Origin of the sequence: Leptospira wolbachii serovar Codice str. CDC, from assembly GCF_000332515.2 — a bacterium.
Taxonomy (GTDB): Bacteria; Spirochaetota; Leptospiria; order Leptospirales; family Leptospiraceae; genus Leptospira_A; species Leptospira_A wolbachii.
Window position 1 is genome coordinate 40,148 of sequence record NZ_AOGZ02000001.1, and the last position, 21,342, is coordinate 61,489.

Sequence of the window (21,342 nt, forward strand, 5' to 3'; positions counted from 1 at the left end):
ACAATTCGACTTACGAGCATATTTCTCTTCATGATCATGTTCGTAAGTTGTTTGGATTCAAATTTTTTAGAATCTCATTGGAAACATCCTATCGCAGAACAAGGTTTGCCCCCTGTGAATTTCTCTGATCTAGAAAAAAACTTGGATCCGAATGCTTGTGGAACTTGCCATAAAGATCAGTTCCAAAATTGGGAAAAGAGTTTTCATGCAAAATCGATCAGCAAAGGTTTTTTATGGCAGAAGGAAATTTTAACTTCTGAAGAGTACAGGTCTTGTTTCCAATGCCATTCACCTTTAGCAGAAACAAAATCAGAACTTGCCGTGGAATTCCAAACATCGGAAATTCTGAATTCAAAATCCCACAACTTTCCAAAGGGAATCTCAAATCCTTCCATCCTCTGCGCTTCTTGCCATATCCGAAATCAAATTCGATTTGGGCCACCATCTAGAGTTCAACCGGCAAATGAACATCCCACTAACAATCTTCCACATAACGGATATATTGTGAAAAAGGAATTTGAATCTTCCGAATTTTGTAAGTCTTGTCATGAAAGTAAAAAAGACGGAGTTAAACTGGCTGGTAAAAGACTAATGGAAGTTTATTCTGAATGGGAAAAAAGTCCTTTTGCAAAACAAGGGATTCAATGCCAAAACTGCCATATGCCAGATAGGGAACATTCTTGGAAGGGAATCCATGATAAAACATTTGTCAAAAATTCATTACTGCCTACCTGGACGATTACAGAAAAAAATGGTAACTACAAAATCCAAGCTGAGCTTAAATCTATGGGAGTTGGTCACAAGTTTCCCACTTATATTGTTCCCAAAATCTACCTACGTTTTTATGCGATTCTCAAAGACAAATTAACACCCATTCTCCTTGAAGAATCAGTCGTGGGAAGGATCGTAAATACGGATCTGACAGAAGAGTATTTAGATACGAGGATCAAACCTCAAGAATCACATCTTGTGCGATTCGATTATGAACCAAAAGAAAATACGATCCAAGAATTTTTGTGGAAGATTGAAGTAGACCCAGATGAACAGTACATCCGAAGTTTTGAAGAACAATTAGCGAAGAAAGGAGATGCACTTTCCAAACCAACAAAAAAATTATTACAAGAGTCCCTCATTGAAAAAAGGAACTCTCGTTATATGCTCTTTACTTTGAGTTTGAAAGTGCCTGTTTCACTTCCGCAATGATGTCATCAATATGTTCTAACCCAACAGATACACGAATAAGCCCAGGCAAAATTCCTACTGCAAGTCTCTCTGCTTCTGATAATTTAGAATGTGTTGTTGAAGTGGGATGAGTTACAGTGGTTCTTGTATCACCTAAATTGGCAGTAAGAGAAAACCATTTCAAAGAATCTAAAAATTTTCTTGCTCTGTCTACTCCCCCTTTAATGACAAAGGAAACAATACCACCACCCAATTTCATTTGTTTTTTAGCGATCGCATAACCTGGATCTTTCGGTAAAAAAGGATACCGAACAAGTTCCACATCTGGTGATTGTTCTAAAAATTCAGCCAACTTTAAGGCGTTCTCAGAATGTCTATCCATCCGCACAGCAAGTGTTTCTAAACTTTTTGAAATAATCCATGCATTCATAGGAGATAAAGCTGGCCCTGTATTACGGGCCATATAACGAATGGGTTGGATAAATTCTTTTTTTCCTAAAATGACTCCGGCTATGACCCGTCCTTGGCCATCCAAGTATTTAGTTGCAGAGTGAATCACAACGTCAGCGCCAAAATCAGCTGGTCTCTGAATGTAAGGTGAACAAAAACAATTATCCACAATAAGGATCGCATTTTTCTTTTTACAGAGTGCTGATACCCAAGCTAAGTCTACAATATCAAGACTTGGGTTGGAAGGTGTTTCAATATATACCAATTTCGTATTCTCTTGGAAAGCAGTTTCCCATAACTCTGGTTTGTTGATATCAACATACGTTGTGGTTACTCCAAAACGAGGGAGAATGTTTGCAAAAATCTGATGAGTGGACCCAAAAATGGCCCTTGCTGATACAATATGATCTCCCGATTTGATAAGGCCAAACACAGATGTAAAAACTGCCGACATTCCAGATGCCGTTGCAATTCCATCCTCAGTATGTTCCAAAGAACATAGTTTATCGATAAGTTCCGTCGTATTGGGATTGGAAAACCTTGTGTATTGGTTACCGGTAACTTCCTCTGCAAAGAGAGCCCTTGCATGTTCCGCATCATCAAAAACAAAACTGGATGTTAAAAAAAGAGGGGTAGAATGTTCCTTTTCCCCGGTTCGTTTGGTTTGGATGCGGATGGCATCAGTTTCAAAGTGTTCAAACATATCTTCTACCAAGGTTGGCGATGAACGTTCGAATTCATTAATTTTTTTGGAAAAAATCTGCTATAGAATCGAATTTAAACTAATATAACAGAATTTTCAAGAAATTTCTGCAATTTTACCGTCGATCATGTGGACACGGCGACTTGCAAGGCCCGCATAATCAGGGTCATGCGTAACAAATAGAATGGTAGTGCCATCTACTTGATTGATTCGTTTGAATATTTCCATCACCTTATCACCATTAGCTGTATCTAAGTTTCCAGTTGGTTCATCGGCAAAGAGAAACTTTGGTTTTTGAACGAGAGCCCTTGCGATGGCAACCCTTTGGCCTTCTCCACCAGACATCTGACTTGGAAACTTATCCTTACAATGTAAAACTGAAAAACTTTCCATCAAATGGAGAGCATACTCTTCAATTGCTTTTTGAGAGCCAGTTTTTCTGGCAGGCATAGTAATGTTTTCAAGCCCTGTAAGTTCAGGAAGTAAGTAGTGAAATTGGAAAACAAAACCAATAGATAAATTTCTTAAACGATGAATCTCCTCACTTCCCATACCAACGAGCGACTGTCCATTCAATTTGACATCACCACTAGTTGGATTGTCTAAACCACTAACAATATACAGTAAAGTAGATTTACCAGATCCTGACTTACCCGTAAGGGCAACAAAATCACCTACTGCAATCTCCAAAGAAACATCCTTGATCACATCTTGCGGTGGTTCACCAAAAGATTTAAAAATATGATTGGCTTCGATTCCTAACATTTACGTTGCCCCTCGAATGATATCAACAGGAGAAAGCCGACTTGCCATCCGTGCCGGAATATAACTGGCGATCGATGCACTAAGTACTGCAATCGAAAATCCTTTCACGTAAATCATCCAGTCCCAAGAAATCATCATGGTTTTCATTAGTGCTTTTGAATTTTGTTTGGGGTCCCCAATAGGAATTCCATCGATATAATAACATCCGAGGATCCCGACTAAAATTCCAATCACCGCACCCAAGGTTCCCAAAAATAATCCTTGGAAAATAAACAGCTGGATTGTGTCCTTTTCGTCGAACCCAATCGAACGAAGGATGGCTACTTCCTTTTTCTTTTGGTTCACAACCATATTCAAAATATTATAAATTCCAAAAGCAACCACGAGAATAATCGTAAACGTTGTTGAATTTCGCACTATATCCTGAGTTCTAAAAACTTGAAGAATACTTGCGTTTACTTCATCCCAACTTTCCACCTTATCTTTGCTAAAGTATCGCCAATCTTCTGCAATTTTTGCAGCTTCTCGAATGTCTTTAATTTTAACAATGATTTGCGAAATTTCGCCACTGGATTTCGTAATACTTTGAACCGTGGATAATGACGAATAAACCGTGACTTCATCAACAAGGCGGTTGCCTGTACTCAGAATTCCAACCACTTTCAAAGGAATTAAATCAGTTCCTGGGATGTAGACAGAAATGGTATCACCAATTTTCGCACCAAGTTTATTAAGCACACCCTCACCCATAATAGCAAGAGAAGTTCCTCTGGATAAATCTGAAATTTTTCCCTCGATAATATAATCACCTAAATTAGTAACCTTAGGTTGGATATTGGGGTCAACGCCTACAAACCTTGCCGGTGCGGTTGCTTTTCCATTTACAAAAATAACTTCCTTGGTTAGTTGGGGAGCAAAGGAAAGAACCCTATGATCGTTAGATAGTTTGTCCATCCACCCAAGAACATTTGTTAATCGAGAATTGTCAGTCCTTCCTGATGGGGGAGACAACCAACGAACTGTTTTACCTTGAAAAAAAACATCTTCGAATGTTCGTTCCGTAATAAGTTCATCTTTGGGAGAAATTTTGATTTGCCCATCGGAATTCACCAATTGGTCGGTAATGACTGCCTGGAACCCCAACATAATTCCTGAAAAGACAATATATCCAGCGGTCCCAAGTACAATTCCAATGAGTGTAAGGATAGATTGTTGTGGCCTAGAAAGGATCTGTCTAATGGCAAGAAACAACATTAATTTTTTACCAATACTTCGTCGCCTTCTTTCAAATCTCCTTGGATGAGTTCCCCATATTCTGAATTGATAGCTCCGATCCGAATTTCAATTTTATCGCGTTTTCCATTCCGAAACCGAGTTAGTTTCCCACGATCAACTGCAACTAACGGAACTAAGATGACATTTTCCTTAGAAGACACTTCGATGGCAACGTCTGTTGTCATATCAGGTAAAATCCCTTGCGGAAGTTCATCTGGTTCGATTCGAACTAAAAACTGACCATTTGATGGATAGATCCTTTCCACCTTTCCCTTATAGACATTTCCTCGAATGGATTCAAAACTAAGTTGGGCTTGTTGCCCTGATTTGACTCGTAAAGCGGATTCTTGATCGAGAGATACCGAGATATAAACTTCTTTTAAATTTTGAATTTCCAAAAGCGGAAGCCCAGGCATAGCCGTTTCATTTTTGGCAACATTTAACTTGGTTAAGGTTCCGTTGAAAGGAGAGCGAAAGGTAATTCCTGAATCATTCACAAGGAGAGGTTGGCCTTTTGTGACAGCCTGCCCTTCTTCTACAAAGATCTCACGGACTGAAGCAGCAATTCCAAATTTTAAACTAAAACTATCTACAGGTTTTACCGTTCCCAAAGCATAAACGGCTTCCACTAACGAACCTCTTTCGACTCCTAATCGGTTGGATTGGGAATTTCGGAGGAACCAAAAGGACGTAATGATTAGAACCATTACAATAATAAAACCAAGAATATATAGCTTTTTACGATCCATGATGACCTAATCGTAATCAATCAAGTGTTTTTGGAAATTCTTTTTCTAAGGAAATCTAAAGAGACAATCCAAAAACAAACTCACCTTCTCTATCTTTGGCGGGCTTGTAATCCAGACACCTAACATCTACAAATTGACCTGTTTGTAGGGTATCAAATCGGAAAGAATCAGCCAACCTGCCTTTCAGATAATTGTCAGTCACAAACCTTCCATCACTTTCAAGAATGGCTTCATAAGTTTTTCCAATCACTGACTCTGCGTATTTAGTATGAAGCGCAGAACTAAGTGACATCAAATCAAGCACTCTGCGTTTTTTTTCATCACCCGGAATAGGATCCCCAAAAGATTCAGCAGTTGTACCTTTCCGAACCGAATACGGGAATACATGCAGTTTTGCAAACCCAAGCTCCACTAACAATTGTTTTGTTTCCTGAAACTCTATCTCTGTTTCAGAAGGGAATCCAACGATTACATCGGTTCCGAGGAATAAGTTGGGAAGTTTTTCTTTTGCAAGTTCTATCCTTGTGCGGAAGGCATCTGGATGATAAGTCCTTCGCATATCTTTTAAAACTTTACGGCTGCCACTTTGAATGGGTATATGCAAAAATTTACAAAACCTGGAATGTTTCATTAGATCAAGTAGGCCGGGGCCCACATCGGGTGGTTCAATGGAAGACAGACGAATTCTAGAGTATTCTAAAATTTTTAGAATACCTTCCAATAGATTTAAAAAACCCTTCTCCCCATTTTCTAACCGGTACCAGCCCAAATTAACGCCCGTTAGCTGGATTTCACCAACACCATTGTCTTGTAAGTATCTAACTTGGTCTAAAACGTCATTGTAATTTCTACTGACCCCAAGGCCCCTTGCTGCAGGAATTTTACAATAGGAACATTTCCTATTACAACCATCTTGAATTTTTAAATACGCACGGGTATGACCTTCCGGAAGCACATCCGAATAAGAAAAACGGTCAAGGGCTTTATGGGGATAAGTTTCTTTTCCTTCCCAATCTTCTAATATTTTATATGGAAGGGAACTTTTTTCCGTATTCCCAAAAACACCAAAAACGCCAGGTATATTTTGTAAGATTTCTTTGTCAGTTTCCGCATAACAGCCGGTCACATAGACTTTTGCACCGGGATTTGTGCGAATGGCGTTACGAATGATATTTCTGTTCTTTACATCCGCTTTATTAGTAACGGTGCAAGTGTTGACAACGATGTATTGAGCCTCTTCTTCCGCTTGGGCAAGAGAAAAACCTTTGTCTCTCAGCACAGAGTACATACCATCGGTTTCAAAAAAGTTCAACCGACAGCCAAGTGTATGAAACTTAATTTTCACAGGGATGTGAAGGCAGCAATCCGTTTAGAATTTTCTTTAATTGTAATACTTTCCCCATTCAAATCAGAAGCTTTCTGAATACATTCCTTAGCTTCCGTTAAATAAGTGTTTGCTTGATTTTTTTTACCCAATTTTTTGTTCGATTTGTATAAGGACTCTTGAACGAGGGCTAAGTTATTCCAAATTTCCGCAGAATTTTGGTTCAAAGAAGATGCCCATCGTAAACTAACATCTGCTTTGTCATAATTCTTTAAGTTATAATAAATTTTGCCTTCTAATTCCAACATCCGAAAGTCGCTTGGACTACCTGCCTTTGCTTTTTCAATTTGAGACAATGCTGTTTTAGAAGCACCTTTTTCTGAAAGAGCCAAAGCATAAAAATATCTAACTTCTGGATTTTGTGGGTATAAAGGAATGGTTTTTTCTGCCAGTTCAATGGCGGGTTTCCATTTTTTATGCCGAGTCAAAATGGCAAGGCTACCTTGCAAAAGATCTTCATCATCGGGTTTACGTTTTCTCGCTTCCAAAATATTTTTATAGGAATTTTCGAAATCATTCAACTTGTCATAGTTATATGCAAGTAAGGCATAAAATTCATAGGAAGACTTACCATCTGTGAGTAGGCTTTTTACAAGCTCAATGGACTTGTTATAATTTTTTACCTTGTATTCATCAACAGCTTGAAAGTAAGCAGAACCAACTTGTTCTTTTTCTTGAGAATAAAGGGAAGTTACGAGAAGACAAGTAACAGCAGCAATCTGAATAAAATGTTTCATAAAAGATCCGAGGGAACTGTAATGGAGTTCAAATTGACCGAATCTATCCTAGAATGGTAGGGTTCGATGGGGTCCAGGTATAGGAAAACGCTGCCCCCCTTGGAAAGCAAGTAATGTTCGATATGTTCTTCCGTGATGATCTCTGAATCTTCCGTATACAAAATGGGATTTTCACCTGGTCCTAAATGGACATGAAATTCCTGATTGGTAAGAAAATCGGACAGATTGAGATAACCAGAGCCAAAATAGAGACCCGACTGAAAGTAATATTTATAAAAAACTTTGACTTCTGGGAGGATAAGATTGGGCCGAATGTAACCCAGTTCGATCCGTTCGATGGTTCCAACGGTGCGGATTTTCCGGAGTTGGAACCATACTTTGCGAATAAAAAAATAAGAAAACAGAAAGACGAGGGGAATGAGGATAGCCATTTCCGTTCGCCTGTCCGAAAGACTCTCTAAACGAGAGCCAAATCTTTTTCCTCAGCACTAGGAGAAGAACCACCGTCTTTTTTCGGAGCTTCCTTGTATTCAGTCCAAGGAGTTTCTGTATACACGAGTTTCCCCTCGGCCAAATCTACTAGGATCTTAGTTGGGTTATCATAGACACCTTTCAACGATTGCACTGCCATATAGTCTTCCAATTCTCTTTGGAAAACTCTTCTGAGAGGACGAGCTCCATAGTTTTGGTCGTATCCAATGGTAGCAAAATGTTCTTTTGCAGCAAAAGAAAGATCCACTAGCACTTTCTTTTCAGTCAAACGTTTGTTAAAGTCTTTCAACATGATGTCTACAATGTTTACGATCTCTTCTTTTTTGAGAGGAGCAAAGTAAACAACTTCATCTACACGGTTGAGGAACTCTGGATTGAAATGTTTTTTCAATTGTTCCCTAGCTTGTTCTGCTTTGTAAGTTTCTCTTTCGTCTGCAAAATCCTCAAAACCCAATCGACCACCTTTAGAAATTTCTTTCGCAGCGATGTTCGACGTCATGATGATGATCGTATCTCGGAAATTTACTTTTCTACCTTTAGTATCTGTTAAATTCCCTTCTTCCATAATTTGAAGTAGGATATTAAAAAGATCATGGTGAGCTTTTTCGATCTCATCAAGAAGAACCAAACTATACGGTTTTCTTCTTACAAATTCTGTAAGTTGGCCACCATCATCATATCCTACGTAACCTGGAGGTGCTCCAATTAGTCTTGAGACTGCATGAGGTTCCATGTATTCGGACATATCGATTCGAAGCATATTGTCTTCCGAACCAAAGAGTTGTTCTGCGAGCGCTTTTGCTAGTTCCGTTTTTCCGACACCCGTTGGCCCAAGGAAAATAAACGATCCTGTAGGACGTTTTTCACTTTTGAGTCCAGTGCGAGAACGTCTGACAGCACGAGCTACTTTTTCAATAGCGTCGGTTTGACCCACGATGCGAGTTTTGATGTCTTCTTCCAAATTGAGAAGTTTTGTATTCTCGGACTCTTCCATTTTTTTCAAAGGAATTCCTGTCCAGAGGCTAACAACGGATAGAATATCTTCTTCTTCAATCGAAACAGCATACCCTTCCATTCGTTCTTGCCACTGTTTGGTTTTTTCATCCAGAAGGCCTTTTTTACGATTCACTTCATCACGAACCGCTGCTGCTTTTTCATACTCTTGGCTTCGAACTAAATCTTCTTTTTTAACAGAAAGACCTTTGATCTCTTCTTCAATTTCCTTGATTTCGTTAGGACGTTGGCAATTCGCAAGGCGCGCTTTCGCTCCCGCTTCATCTATGATATCAATGGCTTTGTCTGGTAAAAAACGATCGTTGATATAACGGTGAGATAATTTTACCGCTTGTTCGATTGCTTTTTCCGTATAACGAACCTTATGGTGAGCTTCGTAAGCTTTTTTCAAACCATCTAAGATCAGAACCGCATCATCCACGGAAGGTTCAAGAACCTTCACCATTTGGAATCTTCTTTCCAAGGCAGAATCTTTTTCTATGTATTTACGGTATTCATTATTTGTGGTAGCACCAATACATTGTAGCTCGCCCCTTGCTAGGGCTGGTTTGAGAATGTTTGCTGCATCCACTGCTCCTTCTGCGGCACCGGCACCAATGAGAGTGTGTAACTCATCAATAAAGATGATGATGTTTTGGGAAGTGACGATTTCTTTCATGATTTTTTTCAATCGTTCTTCAAATTCACCACGGTATTTAGTACCTGCAATCAGGCTTGCCAAATCCAAAGATAACACTCGTTTGTCGAAAGGTAGATCAGGAACCAACTTTTCAATCACTGCTTGCGCAAGTCCTTCTACAATGGCCGTTTTACCAACACCGGACTCTCCCACAAGAACTGGGTTATTTTTTGTTTTACGTGAAAGGATTTGGATGACCCGTTCGATTTCTTTGGAACGACCAATCACTGGATCCAATTTTTTCTCACGAGCCAGTTGTGTTAGGTCCCGTGCAAACTCATCCAAAATAGGAGTTTTACTTTTTTCTTGTCTTGGAGCCGCTGTTTGCGTTTGGCCTTGGGTACCCGATTGTGTCCCGGTTGCCCCACCACCTACCGCACCCGAAGGTGGCGCTCCTAGAAGTCGTAAAATCTCTGATTTAATGACGTTATAATTTACGCTGAAAGAGGATAACGATCCACCGGCGATATTATTGTTATCGCGAAGTAGTGCCAAAAGAATGTGTTCCGTTCCCACATAGTTGTGTTTGAGGCGTTTTGCTTCCTCTTTAGAAACTTCGATCATCTTTTGGTATTTGTCTTGTCCTTGGCTCACATCAAGCAACAAGGCACCGGAACCCTCACGAGTTCTCTTTTCGACTTCTTTACGGAGTTCGTTTAAATTGATGTTTAGATTCGTAAGAATCTTAATCGCGACAGAGTCCTCCTCCCGGAGAAGCCCAAGTAGAATGTGTTCAGGACCGATAAAATCGGAACCCAAACGTTTAGCCTCATCTTGGGCGATTTCGTTGATGACTCTTTTTGCTCTTTTTGTGAATTCCAACATGCCGCACCCTGCCTTTATTAATTAGACGAACGTCCTTGTTCCCATCATGACCGTACCGGTTTAATAGGAGCCTAGTAAACCAAGAATTTTGTAAAACTGACGTTTTTGAACTGCCAAAACGTTCTTCCACGAGATTTTTACGACAAGAACTCGGTCTTTTCCGATGTTCCTAATTCTATAATCGGTGGATGGAGCAAATTCTATACCAAATTCAGACAATGTTTGTAAAATTGAAAAAAACTCAGAAACGACCTCTGGCGTGAGTCCGAGCAGGATCGAATCCCTCCTTCCAGCCCCTAAATTCGTAGGACAAGAAGAGACAAATCCAATCTCTGGAAGCTCTGCCCAATGGGATTTTTGGAACAAAAACCGAAAGATAGAAATCTTTTCCTTTTTCTGGACTAAGGTTTGGTTTCGATTTGGATATGGATGGAAGGAGATTTCTTCCCAACGGATATGGTCCTCCGATCCCAAATAAAAACCCATCCTAGGTTCTGGATTCTCCTCTAAATGCAAAGAAGGCAAATTTGTATCCAAATACAATTGGGAGCCGAATCCACTTTCAACTAACAATTGTTTGGATTTATCTAACAATGGATCATAAAAAGGAAACAAACTCGATTTTAGATTTCTTGTGATGCGGGTTCGCAGTGAAAAAAGAGTCAGAGACGATAAATTCTCTTTTATAAAACTTTCTAAAGTTTGGATTTGGTTTTCGGGAATTTTTATTCTGCGGTTTGGTTTGGGATAGTTAAAAATTTGAGCACAATGGACACAGCCGAACTTGCCGCTTTTACGAAACTGAATTTCTTTGGCTCCGCAAAAACGACAAAATCGCATATCAAGTAACTGGGGTTAGTTGTCCCGATACAATCCTGTTTCGTTTATGAGCCATGGAAGCAAGCTCCAAGTCATGAGTCACAAGAATCAAAGAAAACTTAAATTCATTTTGGAGTTCTTTGATAAGATCCATCAAATGACGAGAGTTGTCTCGGTCCAAGTTTCCTGTGGGTTCATCGGCCAAAATCAGTTGTCTTCTTCCCACAAGGGCCCGAGCCACGCCGACTCTCGCACTCTCTCCACCAGAAAGTTGGGAAGGGAAACTTCCAGTCCTTTCCCCAAGGCCTACTTTTTTTAAAATCTCTGTAGCTTGGACTTTAGCGATGCTCGGATTCATCCTTGCAATGAGAAGAGGCATCATCACATTTTCCAATGCCGTAAAGTCTGGTAATAAAAGATGTTGTTGGAAGATAAAAGAAATTTTTTCAGCACGGAAAGTTTCTCTTTGTTTTTCGTTCAGGTTCTTTAAGGAAACCCCGCAAACTTCCACCTCACCGTCGTCAAACGAATCCATAGCGCCAAGAATATTGAGGAGAGTGGACTTACCAACACCAGAGGCTCCTTCCACAGAAACAATCTCTCCAGGCATCACTTCAAAATCCAGACCTGAAATGATATGGTACTTTTTGTCTACAACCTGGTAGTATTTTTCTAATTTGCGAACAGAAACAGTCGGTTTTACATTCATATCAGTCATTTCTTATTGTATCCACTGGGTTTAGATTCGCTGCCATACGTGCCGGGAAATAACCAGCAAGTCCAGAGAGGATGGTTGCAGCCGTTGTCACCATAAAGATAAAGGATATATCAATATCTACAGGAATATGATCAAAATAATAAATATCTTTTGGAACAAGCTCCACAGGATCCCAATCACCTGGATTGAGTAAACCACCAATCCCATTGATAATCTCAGAAATGATATTGATGATCACTTCTAATTTTGTTGCGATAAAGATTCCCGTCATCCCACCCACAAGCGATGATAAGATTCCCACAATCATGGCATTCAATGTAAAGATAAGTAGGATATCATTGGATGCAAGACCCAGAGCTTTTAATGTTCCGATGGATCTACGTTTAGCACGGATAAGAGAGTGCACAGTGGCCACCATCCCAAGGGCAGCAAGAACGATAAAAAGAAAAACAATAATGGAGATGATTGTTTTTTCCAATCTTAGTGCTGCCAAAAAATTTTCTTGTTCTTCTGCAATGGTTCGCACGGACCAAGAAGTTTCATCCTGAATTTTTTGATTCCAATTGTCTTCGTTTAACCGAGATAAGATTCTATGTTTAGTAAGTTTTAAATCATCCAGGGAACGAACCTTAATTGCTACTTGGTTCACAGCACCTTGCATTTTAAAAAACTCTTGGGCTTGCGGAAGAGACAAAAACACAAACTTAGAATCGTAGTTATAATATCCCGTTTTAAAAAGTCCAACCAAACGAAAGGTTTGGACATTTACTTGCACCCCACGTTCGACAGTAAACCTTCCTCCAGGAACTGCCATTGTGATCTCACGACCAAGGCCGTATCCGTAAATGGCACTCATTTCTTTTCCCACAACTACGAGTTTCTTCGTATTGATGGATTGGATTTCGTCTCGATCGTATTGTAAAATCCGAGGAAAGTTCGGAAGTCCATTCTCCACCAATTTTTCTACGGAGTCCACGGGGACTGCGCGAATCATGATTGGATTGAAGTTGTTATTACTTTGGATGAGACCGTGACTTGTGATGTTCCCTTCTACAGAAACGAAGGACTCGGCGAGTTTCGGGTCGGCCTTGAGGTGTTGGATGACCTTTTCGTAATCATAAATGGCGCCGGAGCCATAAGAGTTCTCAATAGTGATATGAGGCCCCCCTTGCCAGAGTGATTCCTTTACTTGTTTTTGGAATCCGTTGAAAATGGAGAGGACTACTACTAGGAGCCCTACTCCGACCGCCATAACAATGAACGACAGCCTGGATTTGATAGAGAGGAAACCCAGAACTCTGGACCCTCGGATGTAACGGATTGTGATTAAAGAGACGATTCCCATGATGACCTAATCTTTTTGACAGCTTTCTTCTAAAGATGGATACTGTCAAAAAAGAACCTTATGCCTGAGACACCAAACTATTATTCTGTCAAAGTAAACCTTCGAGACGAAGCCAATATGGTTTATACCATGATTGCTGCAGTCATTGACCCGGTTGAAACCAAATCGGTGAAGTTTGAGGGAGTTTCATGTACAAGCCCGCTGTCCCTTTTACCTGTTCGGTCCACATTTCAGGACTTTTACAACCGAATGCAGAGGGTCATCTACAAAGGGGAACAGCAAAAAAACATTACTAAGTCCCTCCAGGAGCTTATCAAAACCAAATTTGGCTCGGAAAGTTTTTTGGAAGAAATCCTCCACTACATGGACCACAACCTAACGGATCGTTTGGACTTCGTTTTTAGCGAAATACACAAAAGGACTTCTGGGAACACCGAACCCAAAGTAGAAATCCATTTTGAACTAATCGATCCTAACGATATTTCCAAAACAACGGTTGATGAAGAAGAAATTGCAAAAAAAGAAGCTCCTCCGGTAACACCAGTTCCTCAAGCCTCTGGATTTTTAGTTCCTGCGGACAAACAAATTGTTCAATTCAAATTCCAACTCTCACCCGTAAATGGAACGCCACTCGTAGAACTGAAAGCAGGTGACAATGTGTACATCCGTTTGGTTCCAGGAGACGCAGTAACAGATTCTATCATCAATTCCTTAGAATTGAAAGAAGAGTCGGGAGCGATCAAACAAATCCCAGCTAAAATTGTGAACATCTCGAATAACAAGAATTTTTCGGAAGTTGTCATCAAAATCAATGAACAAGTCTATGGTAAAATCATTGAAGAAGAAAACTCTGTAAAAATCAAAACCACTGACAGCCAACAAGGTGCTGCCAATATCATGAATTCGGTTGCTTCACCTACAGTAGCAGTCTCAAAAGCGAAACAGAATCCGACTCTTTCTGCGGATGAAAGTTTTCATTTATGGCCTTACATCATTATGTTAGTAGTCCTTGCTATTGGTATGATGACTATTTTTGTGATCTTATAATCTCTATGGAAAAATTGAAAAAACAACTCCCTATCATTACACCTATATTCATTGCTATCGTAATCATCCACTCCCTCTTTGTCGATTACACAGTTCAATTCCCAGACTATATCGCAGCAGAGACTTCAGAATCCGCTATGGAATCAATGAAACCAAAAGTAATTTCTGAAAATGGAGTTTTGAACCGAATTTCTTACTTAGAATCTTTTTTAGTAGAGTTGGAATCCAGAGAACTTCCAGTCGATACAGAACAAGAAGAAACCAAGGACAATATCAAACGCGTTTTAGTGGGACAAAAGTTACTGCTTGGGCTTTCTCTATTTTATTTATTGTTAACCTTTTCTACGGCTGTTTCTTATGCTTTTCGAGTTTGGTTTCATAAATCCTTAGCGCACGTTTTTTATCCTGTTTCTTTTCTTGTATTGGCACCAAAAGTTTTTTTTCAACTCAATCTAATGCTACAAAAGGAAGTATTATCCTACTTCTATTTTGTATTTTTAGTTTTCACTTATGTGATCACTATAATTTCTTACCGTTTGATTTTAAAAAATAAAGAATTAGCAGAAGGATTTCAATCCCTACAGTTTTCCTCTTCCCTAGAAGAAGAAGGGAGATCACCCAGTAATACAAAAACGGGATCCATCTTTGCGCCTGTCTTTCATGTGGCCATTATCATCCTTATTGGAATTTTGATAGGAAATTTGATTTACATTCCTCTCTTTCTCTTACAAAAACACTACGTAACTGAGTTTAGTTACTTTATCTTCTTTTTACTTGGGCTTTTATCTCTGTTTTATATCTTTAATTACAAAAAAGTAGGTGGAGAGCCAAACAGTAACAATTGGAAGAACCTGGCCGTTAGTTTTGCTTATCTACAATTTCGTTTTTTAAGAAATAGTTTCTGGGCGGTGTTTAGCACCATTTTGATTGTACTTTTTGTAACGTTTTTGTTTAGTCTTTTACTGTTTAATATCGACTTAATCCAAAACCATTTGGGACTCTTCGGTAAAGCCACCGAATTCTAATAATTCAGTTATAATTTGAAAGAGTGCCCTAACCCTAGTGGCACTCTGGTTCCTTCCCTTTCCGCACCAAACACCATACACTCCCATTCGGGTAATAGGTTGATCTTGCAATCAACTCTCCGTCATCGGAGTAAACTTCGGAGGCTTCTTTCGCACCAGTGGGATAATAATAAAACCATTCACCAACTTTTTTATCGTTTTCGTAACTACCTTTCTCTTCCACTCTAGTATCTGGATAATAACGCACCCAGTCCCCAGTGCGGAGCCCACCATCAAAGAAACCTTTTTCGTTTAGCCTACCACTTCGGAAGTATCTATGAAATGATCCCGTTTCATTTCCAAGTTCAGCAGTTTGGATCCACAGTTGTTTTTTCCGATTCCCCGATTTGTAGTTTTGTTCAATATAAATCTTTCCATCAGAAAAATAAAATTTCCAAAGACCATCCCGATCTCCGTTTAAAAATTTTCCTTCCATGATAGTAATTCCGGTAAGATAGTTTAATTTTTTGCTGTATCCATCTGGCTGACCGAGTGCATTTACTGGAAACTCTGTGATTAAATTTCCATTTTCATACCACTCCCTATAGATGCCTTCACTAGTTAAACTATAGTAGTTTGTTTTTTTATTGTATACCGCTTCTTTTGGAATTGAGTTATGTTTTGTTGTCCCACCTTTACACGGACCCAAAATTACGCCGGTTAACAAAACAAAAAGAAGTAAGGATACAAAGATCCAAATGGAATTATCTTTAATGGGAGTAGATGTGGATGTCATTTTCATTTTTGAACTTTGTAAGAATTTCTTTGGAGATAAGGATTCGATTAAGACGCTTTGACCTAATAGGCGTTAAATATCGCAAACACATTAAGATCGTTCCTTCCGGTTCTAAGGAAGTATATACAATGGGAGTGGTTTTACCAAGCCTCACTAGGTAATTTTTTGACATCTCGCGAATTTTTGATTCCACTAGTTCCGGTGCTAATACTAATTCTTCATTCAGAATTTGAGAACAAATTTTTTCAGCTTTTTCCCAGTTGGAATGCAAATGCAAATATACGCGAAACTCATCCCACACAAAATCCATGGTTTCCGAAACAATAAAAAAACGATGTAAAACTACATTATAATTGGGGAAATGAATGAGTCTGTTGGTGGATTGTTCAAATCTAGGATCTGACGCAATTTCCAGTAGAGTGAATTTAAAAAAACCGATATTCACAACATCTCCTTTGATGTTGTCGATCTCGATTCGGTCACCAACCTTAAAACCATTCCCTCCCATAATCATAAACCAACCTACCATATTCAGCCAAACTTCTTTCAGCGAAATGACAATCCCCGCACCGGCAAGACCAAGGACCGTAGGCAGTAGTGATAAACTAGAAAAAATAATAGGAAGGTAGGCAATGCCAAAAACTAAGAGGAAACCCATACGAGCCACTTTTCTACGATTGTATTCGTGAACGGCATCCGGTGCTGGTTTGATTCTCTCGACAAGAAGCATTGTGATTTTATAGGAGAAAATAGCAAAAACCACCATGTATCCAAATAGGATCATAGTTTCTGCAACATCACGACCGGAACTTCGTAGCAGGGTTAATGGATTCAAATCCAAATAGAATTCTTTTAGGCTTCCTCCACCCATTCTATAGTTTCCCTTTTTGACGTTTTAAAATTTCAAAGATGTTCTTTCGTTCGACAGAAACACCAAATTTTGGTTTTCCGAAGTCTTCCAATAAAACAAATTTTAAGGAAGTCCCTTCCTTTTTTTTATCATGTTCCATGTGTTTCAGAATTTCATCTGGTTTCTCTTCTAAACGTGTCGGAAGTTCCAATTGTTTCATAAGCGTAATTGCTCTTTGAAAATTTGATTCTGAAAAACCGACAAGCTCACGTGACAACAGTAAGGCTGTCACAAGACCAACAGCAACTGCTTCTCCATGAGAGTATTTTTTATATTGGGTTAAGGATTCAATGGCATGCCCTGTGGTATGTCCCAAATTCAAAACGGCACGTAGGCCCGTTTCTTTTTCGTCCTGCGAAACAATTCCGGACTTCACTCGGACTGACTCTTCAATCGCATAACGAAGAATTGGCGAGTTTGCTGAAAAATCGGAACGTTTTGATTTAGATATTTTATCTAAAAAATCCCCTCCATCGAGAAATGCGTGTTTTGCAATTTCCGCAAGACCACAACTCCATTCCTTTTCTGGTAAAGTCGAAAGAGTAAAGAGAGGTGCAAATACAAACTCTGGTTGGTAAAAAGCTCCCACCATATTTTTACCAGAATCCACATTGACTGCGACCTTTCCTCCTACAGAGGAGTCAACACAAGCAAGGAGTGTTGTAGGCACCTGGACAAACCGTACACCTCTCTGGTAGGTGGCAGCAATGAAACCAGCGAAGTCTCCAACAACCCCCCCACCAAAAGCGATAACAACCGCCTTTCTATCTGCATCTGTTTCAATGAGTTGGTTGTAGACCTTCTTTACTCGATCAATGTGTTTGTTCTTTTCTCCAGGTTTTAAATAAATGAAGGAAAAAGGAACGTTCAGGGAACTTAGTTCTTTTGTAATATATTTTTCGTAGATTCCTGCAATTTCACGGCTTGTGAGGACATAGACCTTGGAAACTTTGGGAAGCGAATTTAATTTCTCAGATAGGCCTTGGAAGTCTTCGTGTAATTCGATTGGGTAACGAAACCCTTGTCCAATAATTTCACGTTCTGACAACTTCATGGTTCATTCACCCATGGGCTGGAAATATATCTAGGTTTATTTGTGCTTTTGGCCCGGAAGTAATGTTTAATGTCCGGACGAATGTCCATAGATAAAATTTCTTTTGTCGTAAAATAACCAAATCCAGAAATCGCTTTTTCTTTTGGATTTAAGGTAGGTAACAAATCTTTTACCTTGGTTAAAAAAACAATTTGGATCAAGTGGCGTTTTTTATCTGGATCAATGGATTCATTTAAAAATAAAAAATCCATCTGGCTTACCTCCAGAGACAACTCTTCGTTCAGTTCTCGTTTGAGAGCTTCCTCTCCCGTCTCCCCAAATTCAATCCCTCCACCCGGAAGTAACCAATACCCCGATTGTTTTTTCTGCTGCTGTACAAGCAAAATTTTTCCTTTAGGATCTTGGATGAGGGCTGCCACTCGAACCCGCATCGATTTGGATTTTAATAAAAAGTCTATCATAGTATTTTTAAAAAGCGGAGAGCTGCCTTAGCTGCCATCTGTTCTGCCCGACGTTTGTTCTTTCCATCCCCACTGGTTTGGAAGTGATTTTCGCAAAGAACAGAGACAAGGAACTCTTTGTCGTGGTCAGGACCCTCTTCTTTCATAACGGAATATTCAGGTATTTTTTTCCATTTCTTTTGGCAAAATTCCTGTAAAATGGTTTTATAATCTTTTGTCTCTTCTGCATCATCCACACCCTTCTCCATCACCTGGAAATGGGGAGTAAGGAATTTACGGCAACTCGCAAGGCCTTGGTCAAGATACAGTGCCCCCAGAAAGGCCTCAAAGCTATCTGCTTGGAGATTGGTATTGGATTCCCCCTTTTCTCTCTCCCCTCTGCCTAGAAGTAAAAATTCAGGGAATCTGTAGGATCTAGCGAGTTTCGCAATCGCCGGGGCCGACACCATTTTGCTTTTTAGTTTGGCCAGTTTTCCTTCTTTTCCTTTCGGAAGGGATTGGTATAAAAATTCGGCCGCAAGGATACCAAGAACGGAGTCTCCTAAAAACTCTAAACGTTCATTATCAGAAAGATAACGATCTGAGTCTTCGTTTGCGAATGACCTGTGAACAAATGCTAGGTGGAGAAGAGAAATATCCTTAAACTGTGTTTTTGTAAGGGATTGAAGTTCTTTGAGAGAGGAAATTCTTTCGGGGGGAAGTTTGATACGAATCGAGTTCGGCAAGGTACAAAGATCCGGGTTCCTCTATTCAAGGAACCCGGTTTTTGGATTGGGAATTACCCCTTAAGTTTATCGATGAATTTAATTACATCGCCTACGGTTTGGATTTTTTCTGCGTCTTCATCAGAAATCTCCACACCAAACTCTTCTTCAAGAGTCATAACTAGTTCAACTGTATCAAGAGAGTCAGCACCAAGATCATTGATGAAGTGAGCTTCAGGTGTAACTTCTGATTCATCAACACCAAGTTGTTCTACGATGATTGACTTAATTTTTTCGAAATCTGCCATTTTATATCCTCCAGGCCACTGTTAATCAGTGGGGCAAGTGTTAAATCGTTTTCCGCTAGGTATATATGTACGCCTAGCGTTTTTTTAAAATGAAATTGTCGGAATTTTTGGCAAGTCTAAATAGATTATTTTCCTCTTGAAACCTTTGACATCATTCTAACATCACCTAACGCAAATTACATAGCCTCAATTGGAGACGTTTTGTTAAAAAAAAGACGAGAAGCGAACGATCCCAATGGCAATTCCAAAATCCTGGGCGGATTTCCAATCGTTTGCTCCATTTTAGCAGATTTAACTTCTGCTATAGCAGAATAGACTTCCCCAATCAGCCCGTCTTTACGAAATCTATTCCAAGAACATTTTTTAAGGAGAACTCCATGATTCAAAAATGGACCCGAACACTCACTGCCTTCCTCCTACTTTCCTTCTCGGTTTCTTGTGTCGATAAGAAAGAAGACAACAATACTTTACTGGCAGCTTTACTTTACTTGGCTGCCAACCAAATCAAAGTCAATACGGCGAGCGATTTAGTAAATGAATCGGCCGCTGATTACAACCAAAACAACTGGGGGCTCATCACTCCGCAGACTTTGGCACGTTTTGTAAGTAACTGGCCTGCCAACAAACCAAGTCATATCACGGGAAACCTGATCATCTTACAAACAGATGCGGCAGATCGTGTCGCTGGTGGAGCGGCTTCTCCTTATGTAGCGGAGAACCCAAACCAGGGTGTTTATGTTTATCTACTAGACGATTACAAACCAGCAGATTTGCCAAGTGGTGGATTTCGATTCAACCAGACCAGAGACACAGGTCTATTCTCAAACTCAGTTCGTTACCAAGCAAATGGTCAGTTTGTAGATGATTGGCTAAAAACCTTTGGAATCAATCTCTCTAAGGACTTGGTTGTTTTTACTGTTGGAACAGGAAATGGAATCGCTTCTGGTGCTTATCCTGCAAAAGCCGTGGGGGCAGGTGCCGTACAAGATGTAACACGTGGTGTTTATTGGCTACGATACTGGGGAGCTGATATCAAAAACCTAGCCATTGTAAATGGAAACCTGAACAAAAAGGCAACAGGTGCAGGAATCCCTCTTTCGGCAAGTCGATCCGGAATCAACTTAGAAAGAAACGGTGGATTTTCCGTAAAACATCTGCGAGTCGACAACACTGTCCTGACTTTGGGACTAGAAGATATTTATGAAATCGCAAAAACAGGAGGAAATGCAAATCTCTGGGGACTTACCGCCAAACAACAAATTATCGATGCAAGACCGGCGGCTCAGTATGATGGGACAGCACAGGGTCTAAATGTGCCAAGAAATGCCCTTGTTGTGAATCCAGGAAGCGCTGCCTATATCACAACTTCCTATCAGTCTTCTGGCGCACCGTCAGCATCAGCAGGGAACCAAACGTTTGTTCCGTTCGAAGGAAGTATCAAATCCTCCAAAACATTTCCTTGGTCAGACCTTCTTAAGGACAATGCGGATGGATACGAATACTTAGACAAAGCAGCTCTTAAAACTCTTTTTGATACAACAAGAGCAGTTTACACTCCGGGAACAACGATCGTCAGCCAATGCCGAACCAACTTTGAAGCACAAGTAAACGGATTTGCCTCTTTGAATATTCTCGGATACCCAACCGTATACTATGATGGGTCTCTTGTGGAATGGACAGCTCTTGTAGCAGGACATGGAACAAGTGCCATCAACCAAGTACCAGCTGATTTTAAATGGAGAACTGATACAGCAAGTTTATCGAACTTCCTTTGGTACAATGAACCTACGCATGTGGTTCGTCCCACTGTAAATCTCACTGCAACCACTACAAAAAAATTCATTCAAGAAGATAAGGCTTATAAGTACTAATCTCTTTCCCAGTTTGCCCACTTGGTCTCCCGGCATCCGCCGGGAGACAT

Annotated in this window: 21 protein-coding genes; 4 read left to right on the plus strand and 17 right to left on the minus strand. The window is 39.9% G+C overall.

Features of this window, described 5'->3' with window-relative positions; all coding sequences use genetic code 11:
• Positions 1 to 30: 30 nt before the first annotated feature.
• Positions 31 to 1,203, plus strand: coding sequence for a multiheme c-type cytochrome (locus LEP1GSC195_RS00195; RefSeq protein WP_015679599.1), 1,173 nt, complete (start codon positions 31 to 33; stop codon positions 1,201 to 1,203).
• Here LEP1GSC195_RS00195 and LEP1GSC195_RS00200 read toward each other — a convergent pair.
• The 11 genes from LEP1GSC195_RS00200 to LEP1GSC195_RS00250 form a co-directional block, all read right to left on the minus strand.
• Complete coding sequence (locus tag LEP1GSC195_RS00200; protein ID WP_015679638.1) at positions 1,163 to 2,335, minus strand: trans-sulfuration enzyme family protein; 1,173 nt, start codon at positions 2,333 to 2,335, stop codon at positions 1,163 to 1,165. The two genes, LEP1GSC195_RS00195 and LEP1GSC195_RS00200, sit on opposite strands and share 41 nt — an antisense overlap.
• Positions 2,336 to 2,431: 96 nt before the next feature.
• A complete protein-coding gene (locus LEP1GSC195_RS00205) occupies positions 2,432 to 3,100 on the minus strand; it encodes an ABC transporter ATP-binding protein (protein ID WP_015679512.1) in 669 nt (222 codons plus the stop codon).
• Positions 3,101 to 4,354, minus strand: a complete 1,254-nt coding sequence (locus LEP1GSC195_RS00210; protein WP_015679680.1) for an ABC transporter permease — start codon at positions 4,352 to 4,354, stop codon at positions 3,101 to 3,103.
• The gene (locus LEP1GSC195_RS00215) at positions 4,354 to 5,124 is read right to left on the minus strand and encodes an efflux RND transporter periplasmic adaptor subunit (RefSeq protein ID WP_040506145.1); all 771 of its coding nucleotides are present in this window, start codon (positions 5,122 to 5,124) and stop codon (positions 4,354 to 4,356) included. The genes LEP1GSC195_RS00210 and LEP1GSC195_RS00215 overlap by 1 nt, the downstream gene beginning before the upstream one ends.
• A 55-nt stretch (positions 5,125 to 5,179) precedes the next feature.
• Entirely contained in the window at positions 5,180 to 6,469 is a 1,290-nt protein-coding gene (gene mtaB, locus LEP1GSC195_RS00220) for a tRNA (N(6)-L-threonylcarbamoyladenosine(37)-C(2))-methylthiotransferase MtaB (RefSeq protein ID WP_084597379.1), read from the minus strand.
• Positions 6,466 to 7,245 carry a tetratricopeptide repeat protein gene (locus LEP1GSC195_RS00225; RefSeq protein ID WP_015679533.1) on the minus strand — a complete coding sequence of 260 codons (780 nt, stop codon included), beginning with the start codon at positions 7,243 to 7,245 and terminating at the stop codon, positions 6,466 to 6,468. The genes mtaB and LEP1GSC195_RS00225 overlap by 4 nt, the downstream gene beginning before the upstream one ends.
• Positions 7,242 to 7,676, minus strand: a complete 435-nt coding sequence (locus LEP1GSC195_RS00230) for a hypothetical protein (protein ID WP_002978155.1) — start codon at positions 7,674 to 7,676, stop codon at positions 7,242 to 7,244. Before LEP1GSC195_RS00230 ends, LEP1GSC195_RS00225 begins: the two co-directional genes overlap by 4 nt.
• 26 nt (positions 7,677 to 7,702) lie before the next feature.
• Positions 7,703 to 10,255 carry an ATP-dependent Clp protease ATP-binding subunit gene (locus LEP1GSC195_RS00235; protein WP_015679618.1) on the minus strand — a complete coding sequence of 851 codons (2,553 nt, stop codon included), beginning with the start codon at positions 10,253 to 10,255 and terminating at the stop codon, positions 7,703 to 7,705.
• Between the two features lie 60 nt (positions 10,256 to 10,315).
• On the minus strand, positions 10,316 to 11,095 hold the full coding sequence (locus LEP1GSC195_RS00240; RefSeq protein ID WP_015679696.1) for an ATP--guanido phosphotransferase: 780 nt from the start codon (positions 11,093 to 11,095) through the stop codon (positions 10,316 to 10,318).
• 1 nt (position 11,096) lies between these two features.
• The gene (locus LEP1GSC195_RS00245; RefSeq protein ID WP_015679716.1) at positions 11,097 to 11,792 is read right to left on the minus strand and encodes an ABC transporter ATP-binding protein; all 696 of its coding nucleotides are present in this window, start codon (positions 11,790 to 11,792) and stop codon (positions 11,097 to 11,099) included.
• Entirely contained in the window at positions 11,785 to 13,137 is a 1,353-nt protein-coding gene (locus LEP1GSC195_RS00250) for an ABC transporter permease (protein WP_040506146.1), read from the minus strand. Before LEP1GSC195_RS00250 ends, LEP1GSC195_RS00245 begins: the two co-directional genes overlap by 8 nt.
• 60 nt (positions 13,138 to 13,197) lie before the next feature.
• On the opposite strand from LEP1GSC195_RS00250, the gene LEP1GSC195_RS00255 reads away from it, so the two are divergent.
• A complete protein-coding gene (locus LEP1GSC195_RS00255; RefSeq protein WP_015679609.1) occupies positions 13,198 to 14,184 on the plus strand; it encodes a hypothetical protein in 987 nt (328 codons plus the stop codon).
• A gap of 5 nt (positions 14,185 to 14,189) precedes the next feature.
• Positions 14,190 to 15,209 (plus strand): LIC_10230 family protein, encoded by a 1,020-nt coding sequence (locus tag LEP1GSC195_RS00260; RefSeq protein WP_015679517.1) that lies wholly within the window; start codon positions 14,190 to 14,192, stop codon positions 15,207 to 15,209.
• A 34-nt stretch (positions 15,210 to 15,243) separates the two neighbouring features.
• Here the strand turns inward: LEP1GSC195_RS00260 and LEP1GSC195_RS00265 are convergent, their stop codons facing one another.
• The 6 genes from LEP1GSC195_RS00265 to acpP are packed head-to-tail and all read right to left on the minus strand — an operon-like array spanning position 15,244 to position 19,421.
• Complete coding sequence (locus LEP1GSC195_RS00265; RefSeq protein WP_015679732.1) at positions 15,244 to 15,984, minus strand: toxin-antitoxin system YwqK family antitoxin; 741 nt, start codon at positions 15,982 to 15,984, stop codon at positions 15,244 to 15,246.
• Positions 15,959 to 16,855, minus strand: coding sequence for a mechanosensitive ion channel family protein (locus LEP1GSC195_RS00270; protein WP_015679657.1), 897 nt, complete (start codon positions 16,853 to 16,855; stop codon positions 15,959 to 15,961). The genes LEP1GSC195_RS00265 and LEP1GSC195_RS00270 overlap by 26 nt, the downstream gene beginning before the upstream one ends.
• Position 16,856: 1 nt before the next feature.
• Positions 16,857 to 17,948 carry a 3-dehydroquinate synthase gene (aroB, locus tag LEP1GSC195_RS00275; RefSeq protein ID WP_015679572.1) on the minus strand — a complete coding sequence of 364 codons (1,092 nt, stop codon included), beginning with the start codon at positions 17,946 to 17,948 and terminating at the stop codon, positions 16,857 to 16,859.
• Positions 17,945 to 18,409 carry an NUDIX domain-containing protein gene (locus tag LEP1GSC195_RS00280; protein ID WP_015679631.1) on the minus strand — a complete coding sequence of 155 codons (465 nt, stop codon included), beginning with the start codon at positions 18,407 to 18,409 and terminating at the stop codon, positions 17,945 to 17,947. Before LEP1GSC195_RS00280 ends, aroB begins: the two co-directional genes overlap by 4 nt.
• A complete protein-coding gene (rnc, locus tag LEP1GSC195_RS00285; protein ID WP_015679727.1) occupies positions 18,406 to 19,134 on the minus strand; it encodes a ribonuclease III in 729 nt (242 codons plus the stop codon). The genes LEP1GSC195_RS00280 and rnc overlap by 4 nt, the downstream gene beginning before the upstream one ends.
• 53 nt (positions 19,135 to 19,187) lie before the next feature.
• On the minus strand, positions 19,188 to 19,421 hold the full coding sequence (gene acpP / locus LEP1GSC195_RS00290; RefSeq protein WP_015679709.1) for an acyl carrier protein: 234 nt from the start codon (positions 19,419 to 19,421) through the stop codon (positions 19,188 to 19,190).
• A gap of 377 nt (positions 19,422 to 19,798) precedes the next feature.
• Here acpP and LEP1GSC195_RS00300 point away from each other — a divergent pair, with 377 nt between their 5' ends.
• Entirely contained in the window at positions 19,799 to 21,292 is a 1,494-nt protein-coding gene (locus tag LEP1GSC195_RS00300) for a rhodanese-like protein (RefSeq protein ID WP_015679564.1), read from the plus strand.
• Positions 21,293 to 21,342: the final 50 nt, after the last annotated feature.

Coding starts and splice junctions, on each gene's coding strand:
- LEP1GSC195_RS00195 (WP_015679599.1), top strand. CDS start 31: ATGATCATGTTCGTAAGTTGTTTGGATTCAAATTTTTTAGAATCTCAT.
- LEP1GSC195_RS00200 (WP_015679638.1), bottom strand. CDS start 2,335: ATGTTTGAACACTTTGAAACTGATGCCATCCGCATCCAAACCAAACGA.
- LEP1GSC195_RS00205 (WP_015679512.1), bottom strand. CDS start 3,100: ATGTTAGGAATCGAAGCCAATCATATTTTTAAATCTTTTGGTGAACCA.
- LEP1GSC195_RS00210 (WP_015679680.1), bottom strand. CDS start 4,354: ATGTTGTTTCTTGCCATTAGACAGATCCTTTCTAGGCCACAACAATCT.
- LEP1GSC195_RS00215 (WP_040506145.1), bottom strand. CDS start 5,124: ATGGATCGTAAAAAGCTATATATTCTTGGTTTTATTATTGTAATGGTT.
- LEP1GSC195_RS00225 (WP_015679533.1), bottom strand. CDS start 7,245: ATGAAACATTTTATTCAGATTGCTGCTGTTACTTGTCTTCTCGTAACT.
- LEP1GSC195_RS00230 (WP_002978155.1), bottom strand. CDS start 7,676: ATGGCTATCCTCATTCCCCTCGTCTTTCTGTTTTCTTATTTTTTTATT.
- LEP1GSC195_RS00235 (WP_015679618.1), bottom strand. CDS start 10,255: ATGTTGGAATTCACAAAAAGAGCAAAAAGAGTCATCAACGAAATCGCC.
- LEP1GSC195_RS00240 (WP_015679696.1), bottom strand. CDS start 11,095: ATGCGATTTTGTCGTTTTTGCGGAGCCAAAGAAATTCAGTTTCGTAAA.
- LEP1GSC195_RS00245 (WP_015679716.1), bottom strand. CDS start 11,792: ATGACTGATATGAATGTAAAACCGACTGTTTCTGTTCGCAAATTAGAA.
- LEP1GSC195_RS00250 (WP_040506146.1), bottom strand. CDS start 13,137: ATGGGAATCGTCTCTTTAATCACAATCCGTTACATCCGAGGGTCCAGA.
- LEP1GSC195_RS00255 (WP_015679609.1), top strand. CDS start 13,198: ATGCCTGAGACACCAAACTATTATTCTGTCAAAGTAAACCTTCGAGAC.
- LEP1GSC195_RS00260 (WP_015679517.1), top strand. CDS start 14,190: ATGGAAAAATTGAAAAAACAACTCCCTATCATTACACCTATATTCATT.
- LEP1GSC195_RS00265 (WP_015679732.1), bottom strand. CDS start 15,984: ATGACATCCACATCTACTCCCATTAAAGATAATTCCATTTGGATCTTT.
- LEP1GSC195_RS00270 (WP_015679657.1), bottom strand. CDS start 16,855: ATGGGTGGAGGAAGCCTAAAAGAATTCTATTTGGATTTGAATCCATTA.
- aroB (WP_015679572.1), bottom strand. CDS start 17,948: ATGAAGTTGTCAGAACGTGAAATTATTGGACAAGGGTTTCGTTACCCA.
- LEP1GSC195_RS00280 (WP_015679631.1), bottom strand. CDS start 18,409: ATGATAGACTTTTTATTAAAATCCAAATCGATGCGGGTTCGAGTGGCA.
- acpP (WP_015679709.1), bottom strand. CDS start 19,421: ATGGCAGATTTCGAAAAAATTAAGTCAATCATCGTAGAACAACTTGGT.
- LEP1GSC195_RS00300 (WP_015679564.1), top strand. CDS start 19,799: ATGATTCAAAAATGGACCCGAACACTCACTGCCTTCCTCCTACTTTCC.